The sequence below is a fragment of the Mycobacterium montefiorense genome (assembly GCF_003112775.1).
GTDB classification, from domain to species: domain Bacteria; phylum Actinomycetota; class Actinomycetes; order Mycobacteriales; family Mycobacteriaceae; genus Mycobacterium; species Mycobacterium montefiorense.
Genome location: NZ_BFCH01000021.1, coordinates 53,975 through 77,023 on the forward strand (window position 1 = coordinate 53,975; position 23,049 = coordinate 77,023).

The following is a 23,049-nucleotide window of genomic DNA, read 5'->3' on the forward strand; positions in this document are numbered from 1 at the left end:
CAATAGCGAAGTTACGGTCACGGCCTCGTCCCCTCCCCAAGGAAGTGCCCCGATGACAGAAAAATCCGACCATCGGACCTATACCGAACTGTTCATCGGAGGGCAGTGGCGCAAGCCCGCCAACCCGAGCCAGCTCGACGTGATCTCGCCGCACTCCGAGCAGCCGATCGGCCACGTCCAGGTGGCCGGGCTCGAGGACCTCGACGCCGCCGTCGCTGCTGCGCGGCATGCATTCGACCACGGTCCATGGCCGCGCCTGCCCCATGACGAGCGGATGGCAAAGGTCGAACAGCTGGCCGGAATCTATGGCGGGCACATCGAGGAGATGGCCGATCTGATCACCGACGAAATGGGGTCTCCGCGCAGCTTCAGCCGGCTGGGCCAAGCGGCGGCTGCCGCGTCGATGATGCATCTCTGTTTGGCCGACGCCCGCCAGTTTCCCTGGACGGAACGCCGCCAGGGCGTCCTCGGTGAAGTGCACCTGCGCCGAGCTCCGGTCGGGGTAGTCGGGGCGATCGTGCCATGGAACGTGCCGCAGTTTCTGATCATGCCCAAGTTGATCCCGGCCTTGATCGCCGGATGCACGGTCGTCATCAAGCCCGCACCCGAAACTCCTTTGGACGCTTTGTGGTTGGCCGAAATGATCGAGCAGCTCGACCTGCCCGAAGGCGTGGTGTCGGTGCTGCCCGGCGGCCCGGATATCGGCGAGGCACTGGTGCGCCACCCTGGCGTGGACAAGATCGCGTTCACCGGGTCCAGTACGGTAGGGCGCCGCATCGCGACCTTGTGCGGAGAACAGCTCAAGCGCGTGAGCCTGGAACTGGGCGGCAAGTCCGCGGCGATCATTCTCGACGACGCCGATATCGACAAGACCGTCGCGGGGCTGAAATCGGCCGGCCTGATGAACAACGGCCAGGCCTGTGTCGCCCAGACCCGCATTCTGGTCAGCGATCAGCGTCACGATGACGTCGTGGACGCGCTGGCCGCAATGATGTCGTCGCTGAATGTCGGTGACCCCGCCGACGACGCAACCGACGTCGGCCCGCTGGTGGCCGAGCGCCAACAGCGCCGGGTCCAGGACTACATCAAGTCCGGGCAAAGCGAGGGCGCACGCGTCGTGCTCGGCGGCGAGGACAGCCCGGCCGATCGCGGTTGGTATGTGCGGCCAACACTATTCGCCGACGCCACCAACGACATGCGGATCGCCCGCGAGGAGATCTTCGGCCCGGTCCTGACCGTGCTGCGCTACCGCGACGAGGCCGAAGCGATTCGGATCGCCAACGAAACCGACTACGGTCTGGCCGGTTCGGTGTGGACATCCGACATCTCGCATGGCCTTCAGGTCGCTGCGGGTGTTCGTACCGGCACCTACGGCATCAACATGTACACACTCGATATCGGCGCCCCGTTCGGCGGCTTCAAGCAGTCGGGCATCGGACGTGAATTCGGTCCCGAGGGCCTCCACGAGTACGTCGAGCTGCAGACGCTGGTGTGCAAAGGAAAGCTGCCGCCGCTATAGATCGGCCGGCCAGAACGGGTTCCGGCCAAGACGCGCAAGAAGCCTTGCCTGCACATCGGTCTCGACGTGCAGCTCAACCGGGGAGCTGAACATGCCGGAGCCGATCAAGGTCCCGGGATCCGTCGGTAAGCCAACGTAGAACAGTTCACACCAGTCGGGATCCAGCCGATCGTCGGCCCCGACCGCGCGAGCGAGATCCCAGGTGTGCACCAATACGTCGCGGGACAGGTTAGGCACCAGCCGATACGCATCCAGCTGGGTGACCCTGCCGGAGGCAAACGCCGCTACCAGGGCTTCATAAGTCAATTGCCATCTCGCCTGAGGCTCCCCGGGTCGATCGGGCTTTAATCCCATGGGCCGCAACACAAGCACGTCATGGAAGCCGATGACGTGTTCGAGCACTCCCCTGGCGTCCCAGGCATCGCACGGGGTCCGACGTTCCCATTTGCCGTCGGCCGACTCAACCGTCTCGCCGAACCGTCGACACACCGCCAGATGCAGTTCGGCTATGCCGTCATCCACCGCGCAACTGCAGGGTGAGCTCAACCGGGCAGCACAGGACGCCATGCTGGTTGGTCACCTCGATCGTGATGTCGACCAGGTAGCGCGGTGGGTCCACCGAGGTGTCGTGTCGTTTGGCCACCGCCCGGCCCCGGCCGACCATCGTGTCGCCGGCATAGACCGAGCTCGCCAGCCTTAAAGACCGGCGCACCACCCGGCTGCGCGGGCCGGCCCAATCGGTGGCGACCCGGTCGGCGAATCCGGCCAGGTGCATCGTGTTGAGATAAATCGTTGGGTTGCCCTGACTTTGGGCATATTCGGGATCGAAGTGGCCTGGGAAATAGTCCCACGTCGCTCCGGCGTTCTCCACCACTCGCTGGTAACTGATCTCGTCGACCACTTCCGGTAGCTCGACGGGAACGGTGATCTCGTTCCAGTCCAGATCCGCGCCGGTCACGCCGGCGCTCCCGGGGTGAAGCGGAACAACGTGTTCCGTGATCGGGCGACGACGGTGCCGTCCTGACGGCGATAAGTCTCCAGCGTCTCGATGAAATGACCGACACCCAGCCGAGTCCGCTTTTCCGGCGACACCGACACCAATTCCTCGACGGAGGTGAGTACGTCGCCCTCGATAATCGGGTGGAGAAACTCAACGTCGTTGGCTGCGTTGATGAATGTCGTGCCCGGCAAGGGAACTCGTAAGATCAGCGACGCCGCAGGACGGCGTCCACCGGGCTCCCATGGCGGAGGTATCAGCCACCCCATCAACAGACCCGGCGGAGCCAGCAGGCCTCCCCATTGCTCCCGCGCGAATTCCGGATCCCAGTAAGAACGATTGCCGTCGTGAATCATGGCGGCGAACAATTGAATACGCGCACCGCTGATCGGCGTCGTCGCGGTTCGCGGTTCGCTGGCCGCGCCGACCATCTGCAGCGCGTCCTCGTAGGTGCCGAAGGCTAGTTGATAGCTGAGATCCACGTATCGATGCCGCTCACATGACAAGCGGGTGCCGACTGGGCACCAGATCCCAGGAGAGATTGCGCGACGTGTAGTACCAGCCGCCGCGCTCGTAGATCAGCTCATCCCGGTATGTCCCGGTGGCCCGCAGCGTGGTGTCCCCGAACGCTGCGGAGAAAAGCACGGCCACACAACGCTGCATCGCGTGGACGCCGTCCACGGCGATCTCGTGATCGACGGTCACCAAGCGTTGCGCGTCCCCGCCGTCGAATGCCGAACGCAGGTCGGAGAACAATTCGCCGCCACGAACATAGCTGGCACCGGAATGACGAAATGTCGCGATCCAGGTGTCACGGTCGCCCTCGGAGTATGCGCGATTGTGCCGAGCGTTCAGATTCAAGATCGCGTCGCGGCCAGTCGCAGCTTGGAGGAACTGCTCCTGCTGGTAGGTCATGGTCATTTTCTGCTCGCCGGCCTCTCCCCGAAGGAAAAAAGAAACGCTCTACGTAACATCGACTCACTTACCGTTTGACAATATATCCATATTCTTCCCGATCCCAGACCCCCGAAGTTAAACCCTTGGCCCGCAATAGATCTTTACGCACCCGACCGATAACGTTCTTGGGTAGTTCGTTGACCTGCTCGACGTATCGGGGGACGCAGAAGTACGGCATCCGGGCCGCGCAGAAATCGAGCAACTCGGCGTAATCCAGCGCGCCGTCGGGGTGCAATGTCACGGCCAGCAGGATGTCGTCCTCGCCCAATTCGCTGGGCACGCCGATCGCTGCGGCTTCGGCCACCGCGTGATGTTGCGTGACAACACGTTCCACTTCGATCGAGGAGATGTTCTCACCGCGCCGGCGCAGCGAATCCTTGAGTCGATCCAGATACGTCAGGTTCTGATCGGCGTCGAGTCGGCCGAGATCGCCGGTGCGGAACCATTCCGGATGCGGGTCGACCCGCGCACCGTCGCCCACGTAGCCCTCGCTCATCACGTGCGGATGCCTGGGCCGGCAGGCGATCTCCCCGACGGTGCCGGCGGGCAGTGGGTTGCCGTCGCCGTCGACGATACGCACGTCGAAATTGGGATTCGGCTTACCCGACGTTCCGGGTTCGCCCTCGTCGGCCACACCTTTGACCGCGATCGGAAATGCTTCGGTCAGCCCGTACATCGTGACAATCCGGCAGCCATAACGCTTTTCGATGTCGTGGTAGGAAGCCGCGTCGATCGGCGCGGCAGAGATGAACCGCAGCGGCAGCTGCGCGTCGCGCGCATCGGCGGGCAGGTTGTGCAGCATCGACACCATCGCTCCGGCTCCGGCAAAACCGACGGCGCCGTGGGCGCGGATGTCGTCCCACACCCGGCCGGGATGGAACGAATCGGCCAGCACCGTCGTCCCGCCGACCAGCATCGGGGTCAGCACACTGGGCGCGGCGCTCAAGTGGAACAACGGCATCGCCGTCCACAACGCCTCCCCCGCCTGCAACTTCCAGGCCGTCGCGACGGTCGCGGCGACCGAGAACAGGTAATGCCAGCTCGTGGCAACGGCTTTCGACGGACCGGTGGTGCCCGAGGTGTAGAACAGCGCCCCCACCTCGTCGGCATCCTCCGGGTCGTCGGCAGCACTGCGGCCGGCATCGTCTACCAGCCGACGACTCAGCGAATTATCCTGCACCACAACGTCGGTCACCGTATCCAACCGGTCGGCAACCTCGTCCACACGGGGCTTGCGCTCGGCGTCGGTGAGAATCACCTTGGCCCGCGACAGCCGCAGAGTGTGCAGCAGGAAGTCGCCCCTGTTCGCGGCGTTGACCGCCGCGCTCACCGCGCCGATACGTGCCGCGCCCAGCCAGAAGTAAACCCATTCCGGGCAGGTGCCGGTGAACAGAGCCACGCCATCGCCGCGCCCCACACCCAACGACGCCAGCAGGTCGGCGGCCGCGCGGGAGCGCCGCCGCATCTGCTCGAACGTCACCTCGGTGCCGGCGATCGACATCATCACCCGGTCGGGGTATTCCTGGGCCCGGCGATCCAGCACCGCCGCGACGGTGAAGCGATCGACGCCGAAATCGGAGGGCCGCAGCGGCTTACTCCGGACCGAATGCATCAGGCGCCACTTAGGCTTTCGCGGCAGCCGGGTCGGGCTCGCCCTCGGCGGTGTACCCGAAGTCGATGGGCGTGGGCTCCGTGCCCGGGTAGAAGCGGTGTGCCCAGCGGCGCAGCGCCGCGTAGTCGTGTGCCTCTTCAGGAGCCAGGTTCGGCTTCTCCAGGTACTTCATGTTCTCCCACGTGAAGAAGTCCTGTTTGATGACCTGTTGCTGCAGCTCTAAGAACTTGGCCGCGCGCCCGGTGGGCACGTCGCCGCTGTCGCCCGGCTCGCGGATCGACGCCTGGGTATAGAAGTAGTCGGTGTAGTCCTCGTCGACCGGGGTTTGTCCGGTGACCTCGATGGTGGCCACCAGGTCGCTCGGAAACCGGACGAGCCCCAGCCCGAGCGAGTAGTTGTCGTAGATGATCTTGGCGTCGACCGGCCCGTTGGGGGTCAGCCAGGTCTTGGCTCGGCCTCCACCGAAGTGAGCGTTGACGGTGGCGTGCAGGTGATATCCCGCTACCTCGAAAGAGGCCGTATTGGCGGGGTTGGCGGCCTTGTGCACGTATTGCACGTGGTACGGGTCGGCCGCGTTCTCGATGATCATCTGCGCGTGCACCTTGACCCGGTTGAGCATCCGGCTGTGCGGGTGCAGCGGGTAGTACTCGCCGGTTTCCAGTTCGGGCAGCGCCGGCGGCTGCCAGTACGGTGCGCGACCGTGGCGTTCGTGCCAGACCAGGATGAAGCCGTACCACTCCACACAGGGATAAGTGCGGATTCGAACGTTGTTCTTGCAGCCGATCTTGCTGTACGGGATCAACGCGTTGGTGCCGTCACCCCGCCACTGCCAGCCGTGCCAGGGGCAGACGATGTTCTCGTCTTCGACCGTGCCGCCGACGCCCATGTTGGCGCCAAGGTGCTGGCAGTAGGCATCCAGCACGCTGACCTTGCCGGAAGCGGTGCGGAACAGCACCAGCTCCTCACCGAAGTAATGCAGGCGCTTGACGTCGCCGGGTGCCACGTCGCTGGCAAAGGCGACGATGAACCACCCCGTCGGGAACCGGTAGGTGGACAGCGCAATGCCGGACTGTCCGAACTCACGTTCGGACGGGTCGGACTCTGAAATCGTATTCGTCACGAGAACTCCGTTTCCCACGCGGCCGGGCCGCTCTTACCTCACCGCGTTTCGACGACTAAAGTCTATTTTTACTATTTTAAGCATTGAACGTCAACGCGGCACCAGCCGGTGGCCGCGTGGCAGGAGAGCAAGCGGGGTTGCGCATGACTGCTGCCGCAGTGGATCTATCCGATTTCGCGTTGTGGCGTAACGGTTTTCCCGACGAGTTGTTCACCGAGTTGCGGCGCACCAAGCCACTTTTCCGACACGACATGACGCCGGGCGTGGCGCAGACCGTGCACCGTGATTTCTGGGTCGCGACCAAACACCGGCACGCGGTCCGCCTGCACCGCGACACCGAGTCGTTCACCGCGGCTGACGGCCCACTCATTCAACCGGTCGCCATGTTCTCGTCGTCCCCCACGATCATCACGCTGGACCCGCCGGACCTGAACAAGCGCCGCAAGCTGATTTCCAACGCTTTCAACCCGCGTGCGATCGCCAAACTCGAAGACGGCATCCGGGCGCGTGCGGCGCGGATGATCGACGCCCTGCTCACCAAGGGCGGCGGGGATTGGATCGAGGACGTCGCCGACGCGTTGCCGATGACGGTGATCGGCGACATCATCGGCATCCCGGACGACGACCGGCCCCGAATATTCGACCTCTTCGACCGCATCCTCAAGGCGCTCGCGCCCGAGCGGGCAGGTAGAACTCGAGCTCTTCGCCTCGGTCTTCGGATACGCGACCGACCTCACCGCCGAAAAGCGGCGCAACCCAACCGACGACATCTGGAGCACACTGGCGTCCGCGGAGATCACCGGTGACGATGGCGAGCAGTTCAGCCTGCCCGGAAACGAACTCGACTTCTTCTTTTTCGTGCTGGCCTTTGCCGGCAGCGACACCACCAAGAACGCCCTGGCCATCGGGCTGCAGGCGTTCGTCGGCAATCCCGAGCAGATCGAACGCTATCGCGAGGATGAAGCGCTGCGGCCCGGCGCCGTCGAGGAGGTGCTGCGCTGGGCGTCGCCGGTGGCGTACTGGACGCGCACCGCGAAAGTCGACGTGGAGATGGACGGCCAGCACATTCCGGCGGGCGACCGGGTGGTGTCGACGCTGCGTTCAGCCAACCGCGACGAGGAGGTCTTCGAGTCCCCGTTCACCTTCGACATCGGCCGGCAGCCCAACCCGCACGTCGCTTTTGGCGGCGGCGGGCCACACCACTGCCTGGGTGCGATGCTCGCGCGGGCCGAACTGCGGGCGGTGCTCGACGAACTGCTGCTGCGCTGCGATCGCATCGAAATCGGGCCTGCCAAGGTGTCGTATCCGAACCTGACCACCAACATGTCGATCTATGACGAGATGGCGATCTCGCTGACCGCGCGGCGCTGACTCAGTCTTCGTGGATTCGCAGCGCGGCTTTCGGGCATTGCTCCACCGCGGCGCGCACGTCGATCTCGCGATCCGGCGGCACCGGGCCGTCCGCGATCTGCACCACGTCCTCGTCGCCCAGCTCGAAGATGTCGGGGGCCAGCGATTCACAGAAGCCTTGTGCCTCACACAATGTCTCGTCGACTGTCACGCGCATCAGATGCCTCACTCTCTACGGTCCTCTGGGAAGGGACTCCTACAGGCCCTTGGGGCGGGTTCCGATCACCCCGCTGGCGGTGAGGTTTGCCAATTCCTCGTCGGTCAGCCCGCACCGATCGCGCAGTACTTCTCCATTGTGCTCGCCCAGCAGCGGCGGTGGGCGCAACAGCCACCGGTCCTGGCCGGACAGCGCTGCGAACGGCGGGCACGGATACTGCGCCGACCCGATGCTCGAATGCTGCAGCGTCTCGAAGAAACCCCGATCGCGCAGCTGGGGGTTCTCGGTCACCAGCGACGGCGAGACCACCGGCGCGGCGGGAACACCCGCGCCGGCCAGCCGCTCCACCGTCGAGCCCAGTGGCTGCTCGGCGAACCATTGCTGCAGCCGGTGATCTATGTCGTCGGCCCGTTCGCGACGGCCGTCGGCGGTGGCCAGTCCCTCGTCGCACCAGGCCGGTCGCCCCATCACCTCGACGAGCGCAAGCCAGTGCTGGTCGTCACGCACGATGACCGCGATCCAATCGTCCTTTTCTGGCGCGCCGGCACACCGGTAGATGTTCTGGACGAACCCGCCGTGACCGCGATTGCCACGGCGGCTCAACGTCTTTCCGAAGACCTCGGATTCGATCGCCTGTATCGCGGTGGCGTTCAGCACCGTTTCCAGCATCGGCAGCTCGACCTGCAGACCAATTCCGGTGCGTTCGGCGAAGTTCAGCGCGGCCAGCACGGCGAACGCGGCGTGCACCCCGGCCAGCGGATCGCAGGCACCCCGCGGCGTCACCGGCGGAGCGTCCGGCAGTCCGGTCACCCAGGCCAGCCCCGCGAGCTGCTCCATGGTGGGGGCGAAGCCGACCCGTTCGCGCCACGGGCCGTCCAGCCCGAACGCGGGCATGCGGGCGACGACGAGTTTGGGATTGACCTCGAGCAGCACATCGGCGGTCAACCCGAACTGGTCCATCACCCGCGGCGAGAAGTTCTCGATCACCACGTCGGCGCCGGACGCCAACTTCTTGAACAGCCGACGCCCCTCCTCGGATCCCAAATCCAGTGTGACCGAACGCTTGTTGGTGTTCATCGCATGGAAAACCCAGCCGTACTCCCACCAGTCGTCAACGTCTTTGCGCATACCGCCGGAGTACCGAATGCCGTCGGGGCGCTGGATCGACTCCACTTTGATCACCTCGGCACCGAACGCCGCCAGCAGGTGGGTTGCTGCCGGCCCGGCCCAGAAGGCGGTCAGATCGACGATCCGGACGCCTTCCAATGGGCGTGCTAGCTTGGCCGGCTGGATCTCAGATTGACTTGTACACCAAGGAGATTCGTCGTTGTCCGCGCCCGGGGCGGCGGTGTCTCCCACCGGGGCCGCCGCGCACTGCGACATCAGCCACGGCGCACGGGGCTGATGAAAGCCGGCGGGGTTTTGCACGAATACCCCACGCTCGGTGGCGTATTCCACGTCACGGATGGTGGCGCCGTTGCCCAGCGACGCGATCGGCAGCCGGAACAGTTGCCCGAGCTCGACGATCTCCGCCACGGACCGCTGCGCCAGCCACGGGCCGATCTGTTCGCGGATCAGGTCGCGGTAGCCCCAGCGGCCGATCTGAAAACGCAGCTGCTCAATCTCTTCCAGGCCCGGGCACTCGACCATCGCCAGGAAGTCGAGCCACTGCTGGCCGGTGACCATGGTGATCCCGACGTAGCCGTCCTGGGCCGGCTCGATCGACGGGACTTCGGTGGTGCGGCTGATCGGCGGCACCCGCAGCAACTGCGAATGCAGCCATTCGCTGCTCTGCATCAACGTCATCGCCTCGAGCATGGACAGGTCGAGATGCTCGCCGGGACCGCCCCGTTCGACGCGGCGGCGCACGGCCAGCGCACCGAACGCGGCGAACACCCCGCCCATGTACTCGCCCAGGTCGCCGCCGATCGAAATCGGTGGCCCGGCCGGATCACCGCGGAAACCCGGCGAGCCCGCCCAGGCCTGCAAGGTGAACTCGGTGGCGGCGCGATCGGCATACGGTCCGGTCCAGCCGAAGTCGGAGATCGTGACGACGACCGCCCGCGGCGCGTCGGCCAACAGCTGGTGCGGATCGATGCCCAGCGCCGCGGCGCGCGATGGACCGGCGGTGAGGATGATCACGTCGGCGGCGGCCAATTCGGCCCGAAACCGCTCGGAGTCGGGCGCGAAGGTCATGCTGCGTTTTCCCGCGCTGAGGTAGCTGTAAAACGGCGACGCCTGGTCATCGGCCACCGGCGAACAGCTGGCGGAATACCGGCGCAGCCAATCCCCTTGCAGCGGTTCGATTTTGCGCACCTGCGCCCCGGCGTCAACCAGCAACTTACCGCAGTAGCTGCCGGCTATCCGGTCGCTGATCTCGACGACACGCAACTCGTGCAGCGGTGTCGGACGGTCATCAGACCCCTGACTCACTTGCATCCGCCCTTCCGATCGACACGCGACCAGAGATGCTATTTATATCATTACTGCTAAAATAGCTAAGCCAGCTGAGTGCGCGCGCCACGCGCCGCGCCGCTCTTCCCGCTGCTCCTGCGAGGATTGAATGACCCTGGGGATTGGTCCCGATGCCCGTCGCCGGTTGTCGGCGCCGAGGATCGCCGAAATCGTAGCCGACGAACTGCGCCGGCAAATCATCGACGGCGAGCTTGCCGACGGCGATCTGCTGCCGCGCCAGGAAGTGCTGGTCGAACAGTTCAACGTCAGCCTGGTCTCGTTGCGGGAGGCTCTGCGCATCCTGGAAACCGAGGGACTGGTCTCGGTACGACGCGGTAACCGTGGCGGCGCCGTCGTGCACGCGCCGGCCAAGACCAGTGCGGCCTACATGTTGGGGCTGTTGCTGCAAAGCGAGTCCGTTCAGGTCGCCGACCTGGGCATGGCGTTGCAGGAACTCGAGCCCGCCTGCGCCGCGCTGGCCGCCCAGCGACCGGACCGGGCGGACACCCTGGTGCCAGAACTCAAGCAGGTCAACGATTCCATGGCCGAGAATCTCGACGACGGTCGGCTGTTCACCGAAATCGGCCGCCAGTTCCACGATCTCATCGTGCAGGGGTGTGGAAATCACACCATCATCGCGGTCGTCGGCAGCCTCGAGACGCTGTGGGGCAGCCACGAACGCCAGTGGGCCGACGAGAGTGCGGCGCGTGGCACTTACCCCTCGCTGGCCCAGCGTCGTGCGGTCCTCAGCACGCATACCAAGCTGGCCGAGACCATCGCGGAAGGCGACGTCGACCGGGCCCGGCGTATCGCGGGTCGTCACCTCGCCGACACCCAGACCTATGTGCTCGCCGGCCGGCCCACCCAACGGATCTATGCACTTTCGCCGCAGGCTCTTTCTCGTTCGGGGTCACGCTCGCCGGGCCTCCGGCAGTCCTGAGGAGCCTCCATCCCGATGCGAACCGCGTTGGTCACCGGCGGCAGCGGCGGGATCGGAAAGGGCTGCGGCGCCAAGCTGGCCGAACTCGGCTACGACGTGGTGCTGGCGGCCCGGCGCGAGGGCCCGTTACGCGCGGCCGCCGAGGAGATCGGGGCCCGTCACATCGTTGCCGACGCATCCGATCCGGACGGATTCGCCGCTGCGCTAAGCGCTTTGGAGGCGATCGACCTGGTCGTTCACGCCGCGGGCACGCTGGGCGGAACGTATGCGCGCAAGCAGACGTTCGAGCAGTGGCAGACCATCATCTCGGCCAACCTGGATTCGTGCTTCGTGGTGACCTCCGCGGTGCTGCCGCGGATGCACGCCGGCTCGCGGTTCGTGTTCATCTCGTCGTCGGCGGCACACGAGCCGATGATGGCCCGCACCGCTTACTCCGCGTCCAAAGCCGGCATGAACGCGTTCGCCCGGGCCTTGGCGCTCGAGGTCGATCGGGACGGCATCGCGGTGCACATCGTGACACCGGGCCCGGTGGAAACCGAGATGCTGCAGGACGTTCCCTTCGAGATGTACGCGATTCAGATCTCCGACGTCGCCGAGGCCGTCGCCTGGCTGGACACCGTGGACCCGTCGGTCGATCTGCCGGAGATCCGGCTTTCCGCGGTGCAGCGCGGTCCGTATGCCCGGCCGCCGGTCGTCCCTAACGAAGCTCGCCGGCGCCAGGGAACGTCTTGATCACCGTCTCGCCGAACTCGTGCAGGGAGTCCGGGTTCGCGAAGTCGGCGAACCAGACGTAGCAGCGCTCGACGCCCTGGGCAGCCAGACCCGCAAAGTGCTGGGTCAGCTCGTCGGCGTCGCCGCACACCAGCCCCGGGCCGAGGTTGCCGAACCGGCGGGTGCTCACCTCGCGCACGGTGTCGGGGTCGTCACCCGAACGAACGAAGCCGATCATCTGTTGAACCGAAATCCGGGCACTTCCCGCCGCCGGGGCCAGCTTGGGCAGCCGGTCGAGGTGGTTGGCCTGCAAGTTCCACCAATCCGCGTAATTGCGAACGAGTTCCATCATGCGCGGTCCGCTGCCACCCAGAACCAGCGGTATCGGATGACTACGCCTCGGTAGCGCAACCACGCCGTCCTCGTTCGTCTCATCGCCCCAGTACTGCCTGATCAGGGCCAGGTGCCGGCCGAGCTGCTGGACGCGGGCCACCGGATCCTGCTGACCGACATCGAATCTGGTGAACTCGGCGGGCCAGGATCCTGAACCGAGGCCCAGATCGAATCTGCCTTCGGAAGCGTCGGACAGGGTGACGGCTTGCTTGGCCAGCACGGCGGGATGCCGAAAGGCATCGCACAGCACCAAGTGACCGATCCGCAGCCGCTCGGTCTTGGCCGTCACCCAGGTGGCGACGGCCATTGCCTCCCAAATGCTTTCGCCGGGCAACCCGGGAGCCTCGAGATGGTCGATGAACGCCATGCCATCGAAGCCGCTGGCCTCGGCGTGACGGGCCCGCTCCGTGATGCCGCTTACCGACAACCGCACCTGCGGCAGGAACAGATACCAGTCGACCATGCGCCCACCTATGCTCGTGCCGATTGCAACCGAGTCGCTAGTTTACTATCTTTATTATGTTAGGGGTCTTATGGATGTCGGACTGACTTCGGATCAGCTGTCGCTGCGCGACACCGTGCGCGACATCCTGCGCACCGAATGTCCTCCCGATGCCGCCCGGCAGGCCCTGACGGATCCGGAGCGCTGGCGCGCTGTGTGGAAGACGGTAGTCGACCTCGGTTGGACCGAACTGGCCGCACCCGGCGGCGACTACGGGCCCGTCGAACTGGCCGTGGTTCTCGAGGAGTGCGGCGCGGCGCTGGCGCCAATTCCGTTACTCAGCAGCGTCGGGCTGGCCGCGGGTGTCTTGCGCGCGTGTGGGCTGGACCCATTGCTGACCGAGATCGCCGGTGGCGCGGTTGCCACCTTGGCGGTGCACGCCAAGGGATCTCGGACGGCCGGGGCGCCGATGACGCTGCGGCACGGACGGGTGCGCGGTCGCGCGGTCGCGGTCCCGAACGTGTCCCGGGCAGAGCTGATCGTGGCGCTGGCAAAATCCATCGACGGCTACGTCGCCGTGGCCGTCCGCGGCGGCGACGGCGTGGCAATCATTCCCGGCGAGTCCACCGATCCCGCCCAACCGGTGGCCGACGTCGAGATCGACGCCGAGCCGTTGGCGTCTGCACCCGTCAACCTCGAATCAGCGCTGACGGCACCGTTGGTCGCCGTCGCCGCGGATCTGGTCGGCGTGGCCAGCGCTGCCCTGCGCCGCTCCGTCGAGCACGCGAAAGCACGCCGCCAGTTCGGCACGGTGATCGGGGCGTTCCAGGGAATCAAGCACGCGCTGGCCGACAACTACGTCGGCGTCGAGCGGGCCCGCAGCCTCACCTACGCGGCCGCGGCACGCCTTGCCGATCCGGACACCGCGCCCGCGGATGCCTGGATCGCCGCGGCACTGGCCAAGGCGGCGGCCGGCGACGCCGCGGCCGGCTGCGCGCGCACCGCAATCCAGGTACACGGAGCGCTCGCGCAGACCTGGGAGCACGACATGCACCTCTACGTCCGGCACGCCTGGCAGGGTGCGGCGCTGCTGGGAGACAGTCGCGCGCTCTACCACGAAGTGGGCTGCCGTTTCACCGGAGGCACCGCATGACAAGCACAACGACTCCGTCGGCGGCCGTCGCCGAGTTCGTCGACTGGTTAGCCGCGTTCCTGCCCGACGACTACTACGAGAACTACCGCCAATACCGATGGGATATCCCGCTGCGGCGCGACTATCAGCGGGCCGCCTTCGAGGGCGGGTGGATCCAGCCCACTTGGTCGCGCGAGCACGGCGGCCGATCGCTGGGCTTGCGCGACGCGATGGAGATCCGGATCGAAGGCGCGCTGCGGTCGGCGCCAAAGCTGCCCAACATTCAGGGGCCAGGCGTCGCCGCACCCGGCATTCGCCAATTCGGCACCACCGCACAGATCGAGCGCCTGCTGGTGCCGCTGCTGCGCGGCGACGAGTGGTGGGCACTGGGCATGTCCGAGCCGGAAGCCGGGTCGGATTTCGCCGGCTTGCGCACCCGCGCCGAGCGCGACGGAGACGTCTTCCGCGTCAACGGTCACAAAATCTGGACCACCCAGGCCCACGAATCGCGGTGGTGCACGCTCTACGCACGCACCGATCCGGACGCGGCAAAACACCGTGGCATCTCGTGCCTGATCCTCGACCTGCACTCCCCCGGTGTGCGCATCGAACCGATCCGGATGTCATCGATCTCCGACGAGACGTTCTGCGAGGTCTTCCTCGACGAAGTCGAAATCCCCGCGGAAAATCTGCTGGGCCCGGTGAACGGCGGCTGGAACGTCGCCCTGTCGTCGCTACACCACGAACGCCAAATAATCTGGATCATGAACTGGGTCGAAATCAAGCGTGGACTCGACGCCGTGCGCAACGCCGGAGCCGTCGGCGACAGCCAGGACCTCTACACCGAGTTGGGGTCGTTGCTGGCCGACGCCGAAGCGCTGCGGGCCACCGGATACCGCGCACTGGTCAACGAACTGGCCGGCCGGAACAGCCCGGAAGCCGACATTATGAAGCTGCTCGGATCGGTTACCTTGCAACGGGTTTGGGAACTTGCGGCCGCCGCTGAAGGACCGCATTCGGCCAGCGACCCCGATCTGCTGTTCGAACGCCAGGACGCGCTCGCCGCCACCATCTACGGCGGAACATCGGAGGTGCAGCGCAACATCATCGCCGAGCGACTGCTCGGGCTGCCGAAGGGATGACGATGGACTACGACCTCGGTGACGACGCCGTCGAACTGCGACACCGCCTGCGGGAGTTGATCGCTGCGCATGTCCCGCCCGATTTCCTCGGTGCCTGTACGGAGGATCCGGCAGACCTGGCCACCACCGAAACCTTCTGCAAGCTGCTGGCAGCCGAGGGGCTGCTGGCACTGGCTTGGCCCAAAGAGCATGGCGGCGGCGGTGGTTCGGTCTGGCAGCAAACGGTGCTGCGCGAAGAGATGTGGGCCCAGCACGAGCCGCGCGGCCCGCAGTACATGGGGATCAACTGGGTCGGTCCGGCACTCATGCGATACGGGACAGCAGAGCAGAAAGCCAAGCACCTGGCGGCCATCGCCTCCGGTGATGTGATCTGGTGCCAAGGGTTTTCCGAGCCAGAGGCCGGAACTGACCTCGTCTCGCTGCGTACCCGGGCCGTGCCGGAGGGGGACCGCTGGCGCATCAGCGGCCAGAAGGTGTGGACGTCGTACGCCCAGATGGCGTCATGGTGTGTGCTGGCGACGTGCACCGACCCTGACGCGCCAAAGCACAAGAGGCTCACCCTTTTTCTGATTCCGATGGACCGTGAGGGCTTCACGGTGCGCGGAATCCCGTCGATGCTGGGGCCGCATCATCTCAACGAGATGTTCCTCGACGACGTTCCGGCGTATCCCGGCGACGTCCTCGGCGAGGTGGGTGACGGTTGGCGAGTGATGCGAGAGGCGCTCGCGTTCGAGCGCGTCGGCATCGCGCGCTACGCGCGCTGCGAGTCGCTGCTGCATCGAATGCAGAGCGAGCTCGGCGACCGGTGGGACCGGCTGCCCGAATCGCTTCGGGCTCGGTGGGTCCGGGCGCTTGTCGATTTACGGGTGGCCAGGCTGCTGGCCTATCGTGCCGTGTCGCTGCAGGATGACCCGTCGGCCGGAGCGGCGGCCAGCGCCGCCCGCATCGCCACCACCACCTGCGACCAGCAGGTCGCCGAGTTGCTGTTCGACGTGCTCGGCCCGATCGCGCTGGACAGCGGGGCGTCGGCGGGACTGCACGGGGCGATCGAAGACCATTGGCGCTACGCACAGGCGGCCACCGTAGCGTCCGGAACCATCGAGGTGCAGCGCATGCTGGTGTCACGAGACGCGCTAGGAGAACGCCGATGAAAACCGCGCTGCCCCAAGATATTAGCGACTTCGCGGCGGTCGCCGCCAAGCGATTCGACCGGCTGGGCGGCCCGCAGGCCGCGCTGCGGGCCGAGCAAGACGACGGCGTTCGGGACGCGGCGCGCGCCGCCCTGGGCGAGCTCGGCGCGTTCGAGCTCGACGTCCGGTCCGGGCCGGACGATCTGCTGGCCGCGGCGGTGCTCTGCCAAACCGCCGGTGCGCACGCGCTGCCCTATCCCCTCGTCGAGGAGCTGCTGGCCATCGACGGCGCCCGACTGGCCTTGGTCAATCCCGAGGCGCCGCGCATCGACCACGGCGATCTGCCCGGCGACTGGATCGCCGCGGACCTGGATGGCAACCGGTACCGGCCGCGGCTCGCATCGCGGACCAACGCCAAATTGGGGCCTTTTCTGGTGCCGGCCTCATTAACCGCACCCGACGGGACAGTCCCGCCGCGCGACGTTAATCTTCTTCTCGTGCTGGGATCATGGCGGATTCTGGGAGCGATGCAGCGCTCGCTGGAGATCGTCACCGAGCATGTCCAGGCCCGTATCCAGTTCGGCAAGCCGCTGGCCGACTTCCAGACCGTCCGGTTTGCCGTCGCGGACGCCTCGGTCGCGTTACGCGGACTACACGAGCTGGCGAAATACACCATCTGCAGACCGGAATCGCTGCCGGTGCAGGTGCATTCCGCCGATGCGCTGATACTCCGGTTCAAGGCCACCGACACCGCACGGCAAGTGCTGCGTACCTCGCACCAGCTGCTCGGCGCCCTGGGCTTCTGCGACGAGTCCGACATCAGCGTGCTCGACCGGCACACCCAGCCGCTGATCCGCCTTCCCCTGGGCGCCGAGGCACTCGGACTGCGGCTGATCTCCGATGTGCGCGACGGCTCCCTGGAGACGCTGTTCAGCGAGCCGGTATCCGCGTGACGACCGAATCCGCCACGGCCGGGGTGACGCCCAACCCGTTCGAAGACGGAGTTCCGTTCAGCACCAAACTTGCCGAGCTCGCCCAACAGCTGCCAGACAAGGCGGCCGTCACCGTTGTCGCGCTCGACGGCACCGCCCAGACCCTGACCTTCGCCGAACTCGACGCCGGCGCCAACCAATGGGGGCGGGCGCTGGCGGCCAGCGGCGCTCAGACGGGTTCGCTTGTCGCGCTTGCCATCCCGAACTCTCAGCACCTCACCTTGGCCACGCTCGGGTGCTGGAAGATCGGTGCGGTTCCGATTCCCATGCACTGGGATCTGCCCGAATGGGAGCGAGACCGGGTACGCGAGGTGATCAACCCCGCCGTGGTCGTCGACGAAAATACCCGCTGGGAGTTGGATGCGCGTGCGGCCGGCGAATCCCGGGACCCGTTGCCCGAAGCCGTGTCACCCGCCGCGAATGGCATTTGCAGCAGCGGATCCACCGGCGTGCCGAAGGTGATTCTCACCTTGGCGCCGTCGCTGTGGATCCCGCAGCAGGGCGAACCGTTCCTGTCGAACTGGACACCGGTGGCCAAGCCGCAGACCATTCTGGTGCCCGCGCCGATGTATCACACCAACGGCTTCGCGACGTTCCTGATGCTGCTCAGCGGCGACCATCTGGTGATCCTCGAAAAGTTCGATGCCGCAGTGTTTGTCGACACCATTGAGCGTTACCGGATTACGAACTTCACGGCCACGCCGACGATGTTGGCACGCATCGCGGCCCTGCCCGACATCCAGGACCGCGACTTCTCCAGCGTTGTGTTCGTCCTGCAAGGCGCGGCGGTGATGCCGCCGTCGCTGCTGCACACCTGGTTCGAATTGCTCAGTCCAGAAAAGATCGTGACGGCGTACGGCATGACCGAGAACCTCGGCCTCACCGCGTTGCGCGGCGACGAGTGGCTGGCTCATCCCGGCAGCGTCGGTCGCGGCTTCCGCGACACCGAGATCCGGATTCTGGACGCCGACAAAAACCCGTTGGGACCCGGCGAAGACGGCGACGTATACCTGCGCTCGGTGATGAGCGCGGGCTACCGCTATCTCGGTGGCGCGCCTCCGTTGCCGTTGACCGACGACGGATTCCGTTCGGCCGGCGACATCGGCCACCTCGACGAGGACGGCTTCCTCTATATCGTCGACCGCCGGGTCGACATGATCGTCAGCGGCGGCGCCAATGTCTTTCCCGCCGAAGTCGAGTCCGCGCTTGCTGGTCACCCCGGCATCGCCGACGTTGTGGTCATCGGGCTCGCCGACGCGCGGTGGGGGCGCCGGGTGCACGCAGTGGTGCAACGCGCCGAGGGCGCTTCGCTCACCGAACAGCAGGTGATCGGGTACGCCAAGGACCGGCTGGCACCCTACAAGGCGCCCAAGACCGTCGAGTTCGTCGACGCGATCCCCCGCACGGCGGCGACCAAGGTTAATCGCTCGGCACTGATCGCCGCCCGCGAGGGGTGAGGATCCGCGCCCGAGACTCTCGGAGTTTTCCAAAATCAATGGCCACTTTGCGCTGGGTACGCATTCACTGCAAGCAGATTTCAGATCGAAGTACCGGTGGGCGATGACGCGGCGATGGGTCAAACGCCGGGTCGGTCATCGGCAGCAGGACGAGGAGCAATCGTGATAGTGCAGCGTGAGTTAACGGTCGAGCAGGGCTTCGAGAACCTCGCAACCCGCATCGCCAACGACTCGCGGGACCTAGAAGCAATCAGGGTCCAGCCCGACTCGCCCGTCTGGGACGAGGACGCGTTCCTGGCCCCGGTCTACCGGCCATTCTCGCTATGCACCAAACAGCCACTCGGAAGTGCCCTCGACCATTTGGAGGTCGTCGCCGAGACATTCCACGCACTCGGGCAGCCACACTCTTTCGCTGAATCAACGCTGATCCGCACGGCCATCACAGCGTCGTCGTACGCATTGTGGTTGCTGTCGCTCGAGCCGACCCAACGCCGTCTCCGCGTTCTGCAATTCTCGTTCAAGGACTACGACATGTGGGCAGGCTTTGTGCGGACAGAGAGCCGGAATCCCGAGGCGCCCGAGGACCTCGTGAACACAGCCCCTGCGGTGTTAGACGAGCTGAACGAGCGTCGGACGTGGATCGTCAAGCAGGCCAACGACATCCTCATCGGCGACGAGCCCCGAACTGTTCGGGAGTACCGGAAGGATCTTCCGACGGACACAGCCGTGGTCAAGGAGGCGGGCACTCGCGTGTTGGGCGCTTGGCGCTTTCTCAGCGGTTACGCCCACGGCCTGCCCTGGGCAACACTCGCCAATCAGGTCCAGGTCCCAGGGACCGAGCCGCATCCTGAGACCGGGGCGATCACGGTCCATCAGCACGGAAACCCGGAACAGCTCCTCGACGCCGCGTTCTACACGATCGAGGTTATCGAGCAGGCGACGGCGCGATACCGCCTGCTCTGCCATGGCGAGAGCGGGGCATAGCGATGAGCGAAGATTCGATCATCTTCGAAGGCGAGTGGTCGCCGTGGCCCGAGGATCTCGACCCCGTTAAAGCTGCGGATCAGCTGACCACTTCCACGCTCGGTGATCCGCACGATTCGTTGATCCAGTTGCTCCGGACCGTCCCGACGGTAATCGGTTCGGCGCCAGTTCGGATCAGGGAAGGTAGTCGGATGGCCGAGGACGGAGATGCCGTGCCCGGATTGCTCAATTTGCCCATGCTGTGCCACAACTACCTCGCCGGGTCGGCCGACTTCTTCAAAGGGCTGTACCGAATCATGCGTCCGCGGCCAAAAGCCTTGGAAATTCCGAGGTTTTCCGCTTATCCGCTATTGCGTGGAGTGATCGAATCCAGCGGCCAGACCGCTTGGGTGCTGGGCACCAGTGAGCGCCGTGATCGCTTTCAGAGGCTGTTGCAGCTTGAGAAGGCTGAGATGGACTACGACCGCAGGTACGTCAAGAGCGCGACGGTACTGCATGACGATTACACGCGAGAGCGGCGGTCGCACATGAACGAAATCCTGCGGAAAGCGGAAAGTGAGCGGCGTATCCGTTGGAAGCAGCTCTGCAATGCGGCAGCGGCTTTGGGCATTGACGAGACCGAATTTGAGCAAGGAGTGCCGGGCGGCTACGAGTCGATAATCTCCGAATCGGCCTATGAGAGTCACCTGTCTGACGGTGAACACACGCCGGTCGAGTGCCACTGGATCAGCCGCTACTACGCGAGCATCTGGGTGTTCATAAGCGGCCTGTCGCACCCGTCGGTGTCTCGAGCATGGGCGGGCTCACTGCACGGCCCTGGCGAGACCGGGGCGGATGGTTATACGCGGGTTAAGACGTCGGCGAATCCTGAGCTCATCCGGGACGCGCTCCTAATGGCACTCAGGCTGCACATGCGCGCTCTGCGTCTCTGGGCAGAAGCGAGCGGCGTGCGCTGGTCCGACGCAATATTCGGCTGACTTACCCAACCGAAGGGGCCAAGTGGCCCCGATGATCGCCGCCCGCGGCGGCTGACGGGCCGGCGCCAAAAGCTGTCACACCCTCTCCGTATAATCGAATGTATGTTCGATATTCACGGGGATCCTCCTGCATCGGTCATCGATCGGATCTGTGCGGCGTCGCGTGCGGAGAACCGGGCGGCCGGCGCCCGACTGGCCGCGATCGGCGAACTCGACTTACTGCGGCTGCGCGAATGCGGGGAACGCGAGTCGTGGGTCTGCGATACGTGGGACGCCATCTCCGCGGAGGTCGCGGCGGCACTGAATATCAGCCAGGCGCTGGCATCGAGTTATCTGAACTATTCGCGCGCACTGCGAATTCGACTGCCACACGTGGGTGCCTTACTGGTTGCGGGCGACATCAGCTACGCGACGTTCCAGACGATCGTCTACCGCACAGACTTGATCACCGACCCCGACGTGATGTCCGCGGTCGATACCGAACTCGCGAGGAAGGTGCGGGGGTGGCCGTCGATGACGCGCGGCCAGCTGGGCGCTGCGGTCGATCGCGTGGTCGCGCGAGCGGACCGCGACGCTATCCGGCGCACCCGAAAGCAGCAGGCCGACCGCGACTTCTCTCTTCAAGACAGCGGCAACGGTCTCACGGAAGTTTTCGGCAGGCTGCTCACCACCGATGCGCGTGTGGTGGAGGCACGACTAAATATGTTGGTGCGCACGGTGTGTGGCGCAGATCCGCGAACCGTTGAGCAGCGCCGCGCCGACGCCTTGGGTGCGTTAGCGGCCGGTGCGGAAAGACTGCAGTGCCGCTGTGGACAGGCGGCGTGTCCGGCAGACGCAACGCCGGTGCCGAGCCCCGTGGTCATCCACGTGGTCGCCAACCAATCCACCGTCGACGGCACAGCTTTAGAGCCCGGCGCCATCATCGGCGCCGATGGGTTCTTTCCGGCCGAGCTGATCAGAGAACTAGCTGACTCGGCGAGATTGCGCCAGCTCGTGCATCCCGGCACCATGCCGCCCGAGAATGGGTACGTTCCCTCGCAGGCTTTAGCCGATTTCGTGCGGTGCCGCGATTTGACGTGCCGATTTCCCGGGTGCGACCGACCCGCGACCGAAGCCGACCTCGACCACACGGTCCCCCACTCGCAGGGTGGCCCCACCCACGCGACGAACTTGAAATGCCTTTGCCGCCTTCATCATTTGATCAAGACATTCTGGGGATGGCACGACCGACAGCTGCCCGACGGCACGGTGATTTGGACGTCGTCGTCCGGGCGCACACACGTGACCGCTCCCGGAAGCGCATTTCTGTTTCCGGACCTGTGTGCATCCACGGGTGAGGTCGCGTCGCCCGTGCAGCCCGACCGCTGCACCGATCGGGCTGCCATGATGCCGCGGCGACTGCGTACCCGTGCGAGGTATCGCCTCGACTACATCACCACCGAGCGACGGCGAAACCGCACAGCACGTGAAGCGCGGCGGACCGGCTCGGCCGCAACACAACTCGCCGCACAGGGCCATGCACCCGACGGCGAACCACCGCCCTTCTACGCAGAAGCGAGTGTCGCCCGACGTTGTGCCTTGCGCCTTGTGCAGGATTGGCATCTAACGGACTGCGCCGAACGCTGCCCGTTAAACAACAACAAGGGCCGGATGGTTAGACCCGGCCCTTGTTGCCCTCTCGTTTCGCCTGATTTCGCAGACTCCTCAGCAGGTATCCCTATACGAGAGGAGGCGCCCGTCTGCCCAGGACTCGACGATGGAGCGCTTGATATTCGATAGGGCTTTTCCGGCCATATCCACTCCCTTCTCCGCGACGCTAGACACCTGATGAACCAACTCCGCCAAAAAGAACTCAACCAAGAAAATCATCGGTCCGAACAGTTCGTGCAGCAGCCCTGCCATCATCAGCCTGAGTAGGGCACCTCCCAGGGACATCCCAAAAATGGGCGGAATGTTTCGACCCCTTCAGGATACCGCCGATCAGTTCTAGTCGAACGGGACGAAACCGCGACGCCAGAGTGGCTCAAAGCGCCGGCCCCGCAAGTCCGCCCGACGGCGAACCGCCGCAGTTCTAAATGTGGTGACCGACTAGATGTGGTGGCCGAAGACGTCTTCCATGACTTCACCGACCGCGGCCAGGGACCGGCTGGAGTGCTGCTTGACCAGCACGTGGCCGCCCAGCACGATGACGGCAATCGGTAACTCGACGGCCCCGAACGCCAGCAGGGCAGTGAGTCCCACGACGTAGACGACGTCATGTTTGTCGGGTCGATGGAACTTCCCGATGACCGGTAAGTCAATCGCCCGTGTTTCCAACTCCCGCAGCGTGCGTAGCGTCCTGGCACGCTTCGACGTCGGGTGCGCCGCGGCGTAGGCAGCCCACCGTTGCGCGAAGCTCGGTACGGCGCGCAGCTCGTCCGCGCCGTGATCCGTTTGCTCAGAGCCGAGTTCGTCATGCACGGTCGAGGCATTGACGTGCTCTTCGTCCAGCGTGGTCATGTCTGCCCTCTTCGTTGTGTCGGC

21 protein-coding genes and 1 pseudogene are annotated in these 23,049 nt (G+C 65.5%); 12 read left to right on the top strand and 10 right to left on the bottom strand.

Annotated elements, in window-relative coordinates:
- The first annotated feature begins 52 nt into the window (after nucleotides 1-52).
- Entirely contained in the window at nucleotides 53-1,519 is a 1,467-nt protein-coding gene (locus DB708_RS19950) for an aldehyde dehydrogenase (RefSeq protein WP_108924936.1), read from the top strand.
- On the opposite strand, the gene DB708_RS19955 is transcribed toward DB708_RS19950, so the two are convergent.
- From DB708_RS19955 to DB708_RS19980, 6 genes are all read right to left on the bottom strand, one after another.
- Nucleotides 1,514-2,041, bottom strand: coding sequence for a maleylpyruvate isomerase family mycothiol-dependent enzyme (locus DB708_RS19955; protein WP_108924938.1), 528 nt, complete (start codon nucleotides 2,039-2,041; stop codon nucleotides 1,514-1,516). The genes DB708_RS19950 and DB708_RS19955 overlap by 6 nt on opposite strands.
- Nucleotides 2,034-2,477, bottom strand: a complete 444-nt coding sequence (locus DB708_RS19960) for a MaoC/PaaZ C-terminal domain-containing protein (RefSeq protein WP_108924940.1) — start codon at nucleotides 2,475-2,477, stop codon at nucleotides 2,034-2,036. Before DB708_RS19960 ends, DB708_RS19955 begins: the two co-directional genes overlap by 8 nt.
- The gene (locus DB708_RS19965) at nucleotides 2,474-2,947 is read right to left on the bottom strand and encodes an FAS1-like dehydratase domain-containing protein (protein ID WP_108925269.1); all 474 of its coding nucleotides are present in this window, start codon (nucleotides 2,945-2,947) and stop codon (nucleotides 2,474-2,476) included. Before DB708_RS19965 ends, DB708_RS19960 begins: the two co-directional genes overlap by 4 nt.
- Nucleotides 2,948-3,011: 64 nt before the next feature.
- Complete coding sequence (locus tag DB708_RS19970) at nucleotides 3,012-3,437, bottom strand: nuclear transport factor 2 family protein (RefSeq protein ID WP_108924942.1); 426 nt, start codon at nucleotides 3,435-3,437, stop codon at nucleotides 3,012-3,014.
- Nucleotides 3,438-3,498: 61 nt separating this feature from the next.
- A complete protein-coding gene (locus tag DB708_RS19975) occupies nucleotides 3,499-5,085 on the bottom strand; it encodes an AMP-binding protein (RefSeq protein ID WP_108924944.1) in 1,587 nt (528 codons plus the stop codon).
- A 10-nt stretch (nucleotides 5,086-5,095) separates the two neighbouring features.
- Nucleotides 5,096-6,205, bottom strand: a complete 1,110-nt coding sequence (locus DB708_RS19980) for a Rieske 2Fe-2S domain-containing protein (protein WP_108925271.1) — start codon at nucleotides 6,203-6,205, stop codon at nucleotides 5,096-5,098.
- Nucleotides 6,206-6,288: 83 nt separating this feature from the next.
- Here DB708_RS19980 and DB708_RS19985 point away from each other — a divergent pair.
- Nucleotides 6,289-7,576 (top strand): annotated as a pseudogene (locus DB708_RS19985) (cytochrome P450).
- A gap of 1 nt (nucleotide 7,577) precedes the next feature.
- Here DB708_RS19985 and DB708_RS19990 read toward each other — a convergent pair.
- Together DB708_RS19990 and DB708_RS19995 are read right to left on the bottom strand one after the other, a co-directional pair.
- Nucleotides 7,578-7,772, bottom strand: coding sequence for a ferredoxin (locus DB708_RS19990; RefSeq protein WP_108924946.1), 195 nt, complete (start codon nucleotides 7,770-7,772; stop codon nucleotides 7,578-7,580).
- A gap of 39 nt (nucleotides 7,773-7,811) precedes the next feature.
- On the bottom strand, nucleotides 7,812-10,211 hold the full coding sequence (locus tag DB708_RS19995) for a CaiB/BaiF CoA-transferase family protein (RefSeq protein ID WP_108924948.1): 2,400 nt from the start codon (nucleotides 10,209-10,211) through the stop codon (nucleotides 7,812-7,814).
- A 124-nt stretch (nucleotides 10,212-10,335) separates the two neighbouring features.
- Here DB708_RS19995 and DB708_RS20000 point away from each other — a divergent pair, with 124 nt between their 5' ends.
- Together DB708_RS20000 and DB708_RS20005 are read left to right on the top strand one after the other, a co-directional pair.
- Nucleotides 10,336-11,166 (top strand): FadR/GntR family transcriptional regulator, encoded by an 831-nt coding sequence (locus DB708_RS20000; RefSeq protein WP_108924950.1) that lies wholly within the window; start codon nucleotides 10,336-10,338, stop codon nucleotides 11,164-11,166.
- A gap of 15 nt (nucleotides 11,167-11,181) precedes the next feature.
- Nucleotides 11,182-11,898, top strand: a complete 717-nt coding sequence (locus DB708_RS20005) for an SDR family oxidoreductase (RefSeq protein WP_108924952.1) — start codon at nucleotides 11,182-11,184, stop codon at nucleotides 11,896-11,898.
- On the opposite strand, the gene DB708_RS20010 is transcribed toward DB708_RS20005, so the two are convergent.
- The gene (locus DB708_RS20010) at nucleotides 11,864-12,733 is read right to left on the bottom strand and encodes an LLM class flavin-dependent oxidoreductase (protein WP_108924954.1); all 870 of its coding nucleotides are present in this window, start codon (nucleotides 12,731-12,733) and stop codon (nucleotides 11,864-11,866) included. The genes DB708_RS20005 and DB708_RS20010 overlap by 35 nt on opposite strands.
- 70 nt (nucleotides 12,734-12,803) lie before the next feature.
- Here DB708_RS20010 and DB708_RS20015 point away from each other — a divergent pair, with 70 nt between their 5' ends.
- The 8 genes from DB708_RS20015 to DB708_RS20050 all read left to right on the top strand — a co-directional run bounded on the left by DB708_RS20015 (nucleotide 12,804) and on the right by DB708_RS20050 (nucleotide 22,305).
- Nucleotides 12,804-13,865, top strand: a complete 1,062-nt coding sequence (locus DB708_RS20015; RefSeq protein ID WP_108924956.1) for an acyl-CoA dehydrogenase family protein — start codon at nucleotides 12,804-12,806, stop codon at nucleotides 13,863-13,865.
- A complete protein-coding gene (locus DB708_RS20020) occupies nucleotides 13,862-14,986 on the top strand; it encodes an acyl-CoA dehydrogenase family protein (RefSeq protein ID WP_108924958.1) in 1,125 nt (374 codons plus the stop codon). The genes DB708_RS20015 and DB708_RS20020 overlap by 4 nt, the downstream gene beginning before the upstream one ends.
- Before the next feature lie 2 nt (nucleotides 14,987-14,988).
- Nucleotides 14,989-16,137: an acyl-CoA dehydrogenase family protein gene (locus DB708_RS20025; protein ID WP_108924960.1), complete on the top strand. Its 1,149-nt coding sequence runs from the start codon at nucleotides 14,989-14,991 to the stop codon at nucleotides 16,135-16,137.
- A complete protein-coding gene (locus DB708_RS20030) occupies nucleotides 16,134-17,069 on the top strand; it encodes an acyl-CoA dehydrogenase family protein (RefSeq protein ID WP_108924962.1) in 936 nt (311 codons plus the stop codon). The genes DB708_RS20025 and DB708_RS20030 overlap by 4 nt, the downstream gene beginning before the upstream one ends.
- Nucleotides 17,066-18,565, top strand: coding sequence for a class I adenylate-forming enzyme family protein (locus tag DB708_RS20035; protein WP_108924964.1), 1,500 nt, complete (start codon nucleotides 17,066-17,068; stop codon nucleotides 18,563-18,565). The genes DB708_RS20030 and DB708_RS20035 overlap by 4 nt, the downstream gene beginning before the upstream one ends.
- A gap of 162 nt (nucleotides 18,566-18,727) precedes the next feature.
- A complete protein-coding gene (locus DB708_RS20040; protein ID WP_108924966.1) occupies nucleotides 18,728-19,549 on the top strand; it encodes a hypothetical protein in 822 nt (273 codons plus the stop codon).
- A gap of 2 nt (nucleotides 19,550-19,551) precedes the next feature.
- Complete coding sequence (locus tag DB708_RS20045) at nucleotides 19,552-20,526, top strand: hypothetical protein (RefSeq protein WP_108924968.1); 975 nt, start codon at nucleotides 19,552-19,554, stop codon at nucleotides 20,524-20,526.
- Nucleotides 20,527-20,628: 102 nt separating this feature from the next.
- Nucleotides 20,629-22,305 carry an HNH endonuclease signature motif containing protein gene (locus DB708_RS20050; RefSeq protein ID WP_108924970.1) on the top strand — a complete coding sequence of 559 codons (1,677 nt, stop codon included), beginning with the start codon at nucleotides 20,629-20,631 and terminating at the stop codon, nucleotides 22,303-22,305.
- Nucleotides 22,306-22,614: 309 nt separating this feature from the next.
- Here the strand turns inward: DB708_RS20050 and DB708_RS20055 are convergent, their stop codons facing one another.
- Nucleotides 22,615-23,025, bottom strand: coding sequence for a hypothetical protein (locus DB708_RS20055; protein ID WP_108924972.1), 411 nt, complete (start codon nucleotides 23,023-23,025; stop codon nucleotides 22,615-22,617).
- Nucleotides 23,026-23,049 lie beyond the last annotated feature (24 nt).

Bases quoted from the DNA above. Each gene is read 5' to 3' on its own strand.
- DB708_RS19950 (WP_108924936.1), top strand. From the start codon at position 53: ATGACAGAAAAATCCGACCATCGGACCTATACCGAACTGTTCATCGGA.
- DB708_RS19965 (WP_108925269.1), bottom strand. From the start codon at position 2,947: ATGGTCGGCGCGGCCAGCGAACCGCGAACCGCGACGACGCCGATCAGC.
- DB708_RS19970 (WP_108924942.1), bottom strand. From the start codon at position 3,437: ATGACCATGACCTACCAGCAGGAGCAGTTCCTCCAAGCTGCGACTGGC.
- DB708_RS19975 (WP_108924944.1), bottom strand. From the start codon at position 5,085: ATGCATTCGGTCCGGAGTAAGCCGCTGCGGCCCTCCGATTTCGGCGTC.
- DB708_RS19990 (WP_108924946.1), bottom strand. From the start codon at position 7,772: ATGCGCGTGACAGTCGACGAGACATTGTGTGAGGCACAAGGCTTCTGT.
- DB708_RS19995 (WP_108924948.1), bottom strand. From the start codon at position 10,211: ATGCAAGTGAGTCAGGGGTCTGATGACCGTCCGACACCGCTGCACGAG.
- DB708_RS20000 (WP_108924950.1), top strand. From the start codon at position 10,336: ATGACCCTGGGGATTGGTCCCGATGCCCGTCGCCGGTTGTCGGCGCCG.
- DB708_RS20005 (WP_108924952.1), top strand. From the start codon at position 11,182: ATGCGAACCGCGTTGGTCACCGGCGGCAGCGGCGGGATCGGAAAGGGC.
- DB708_RS20010 (WP_108924954.1), bottom strand. From the start codon at position 12,733: ATGGTCGACTGGTATCTGTTCCTGCCGCAGGTGCGGTTGTCGGTAAGC.
- DB708_RS20015 (WP_108924956.1), top strand. From the start codon at position 12,804: ATGGATGTCGGACTGACTTCGGATCAGCTGTCGCTGCGCGACACCGTG.
- DB708_RS20020 (WP_108924958.1), top strand. From the start codon at position 13,862: ATGACAAGCACAACGACTCCGTCGGCGGCCGTCGCCGAGTTCGTCGAC.
- DB708_RS20025 (WP_108924960.1), top strand. From the start codon at position 14,989: ATGGACTACGACCTCGGTGACGACGCCGTCGAACTGCGACACCGCCTG.
- DB708_RS20030 (WP_108924962.1), top strand. From the start codon at position 16,134: ATGAAAACCGCGCTGCCCCAAGATATTAGCGACTTCGCGGCGGTCGCC.
- DB708_RS20045 (WP_108924968.1), top strand. From the start codon at position 19,552: ATGAGCGAAGATTCGATCATCTTCGAAGGCGAGTGGTCGCCGTGGCCC.
- DB708_RS20050 (WP_108924970.1), top strand. From the start codon at position 20,629: ATGTTCGATATTCACGGGGATCCTCCTGCATCGGTCATCGATCGGATC.
- DB708_RS20055 (WP_108924972.1), bottom strand. From the start codon at position 23,025: ATGACCACGCTGGACGAAGAGCACGTCAATGCCTCGACCGTGCATGAC.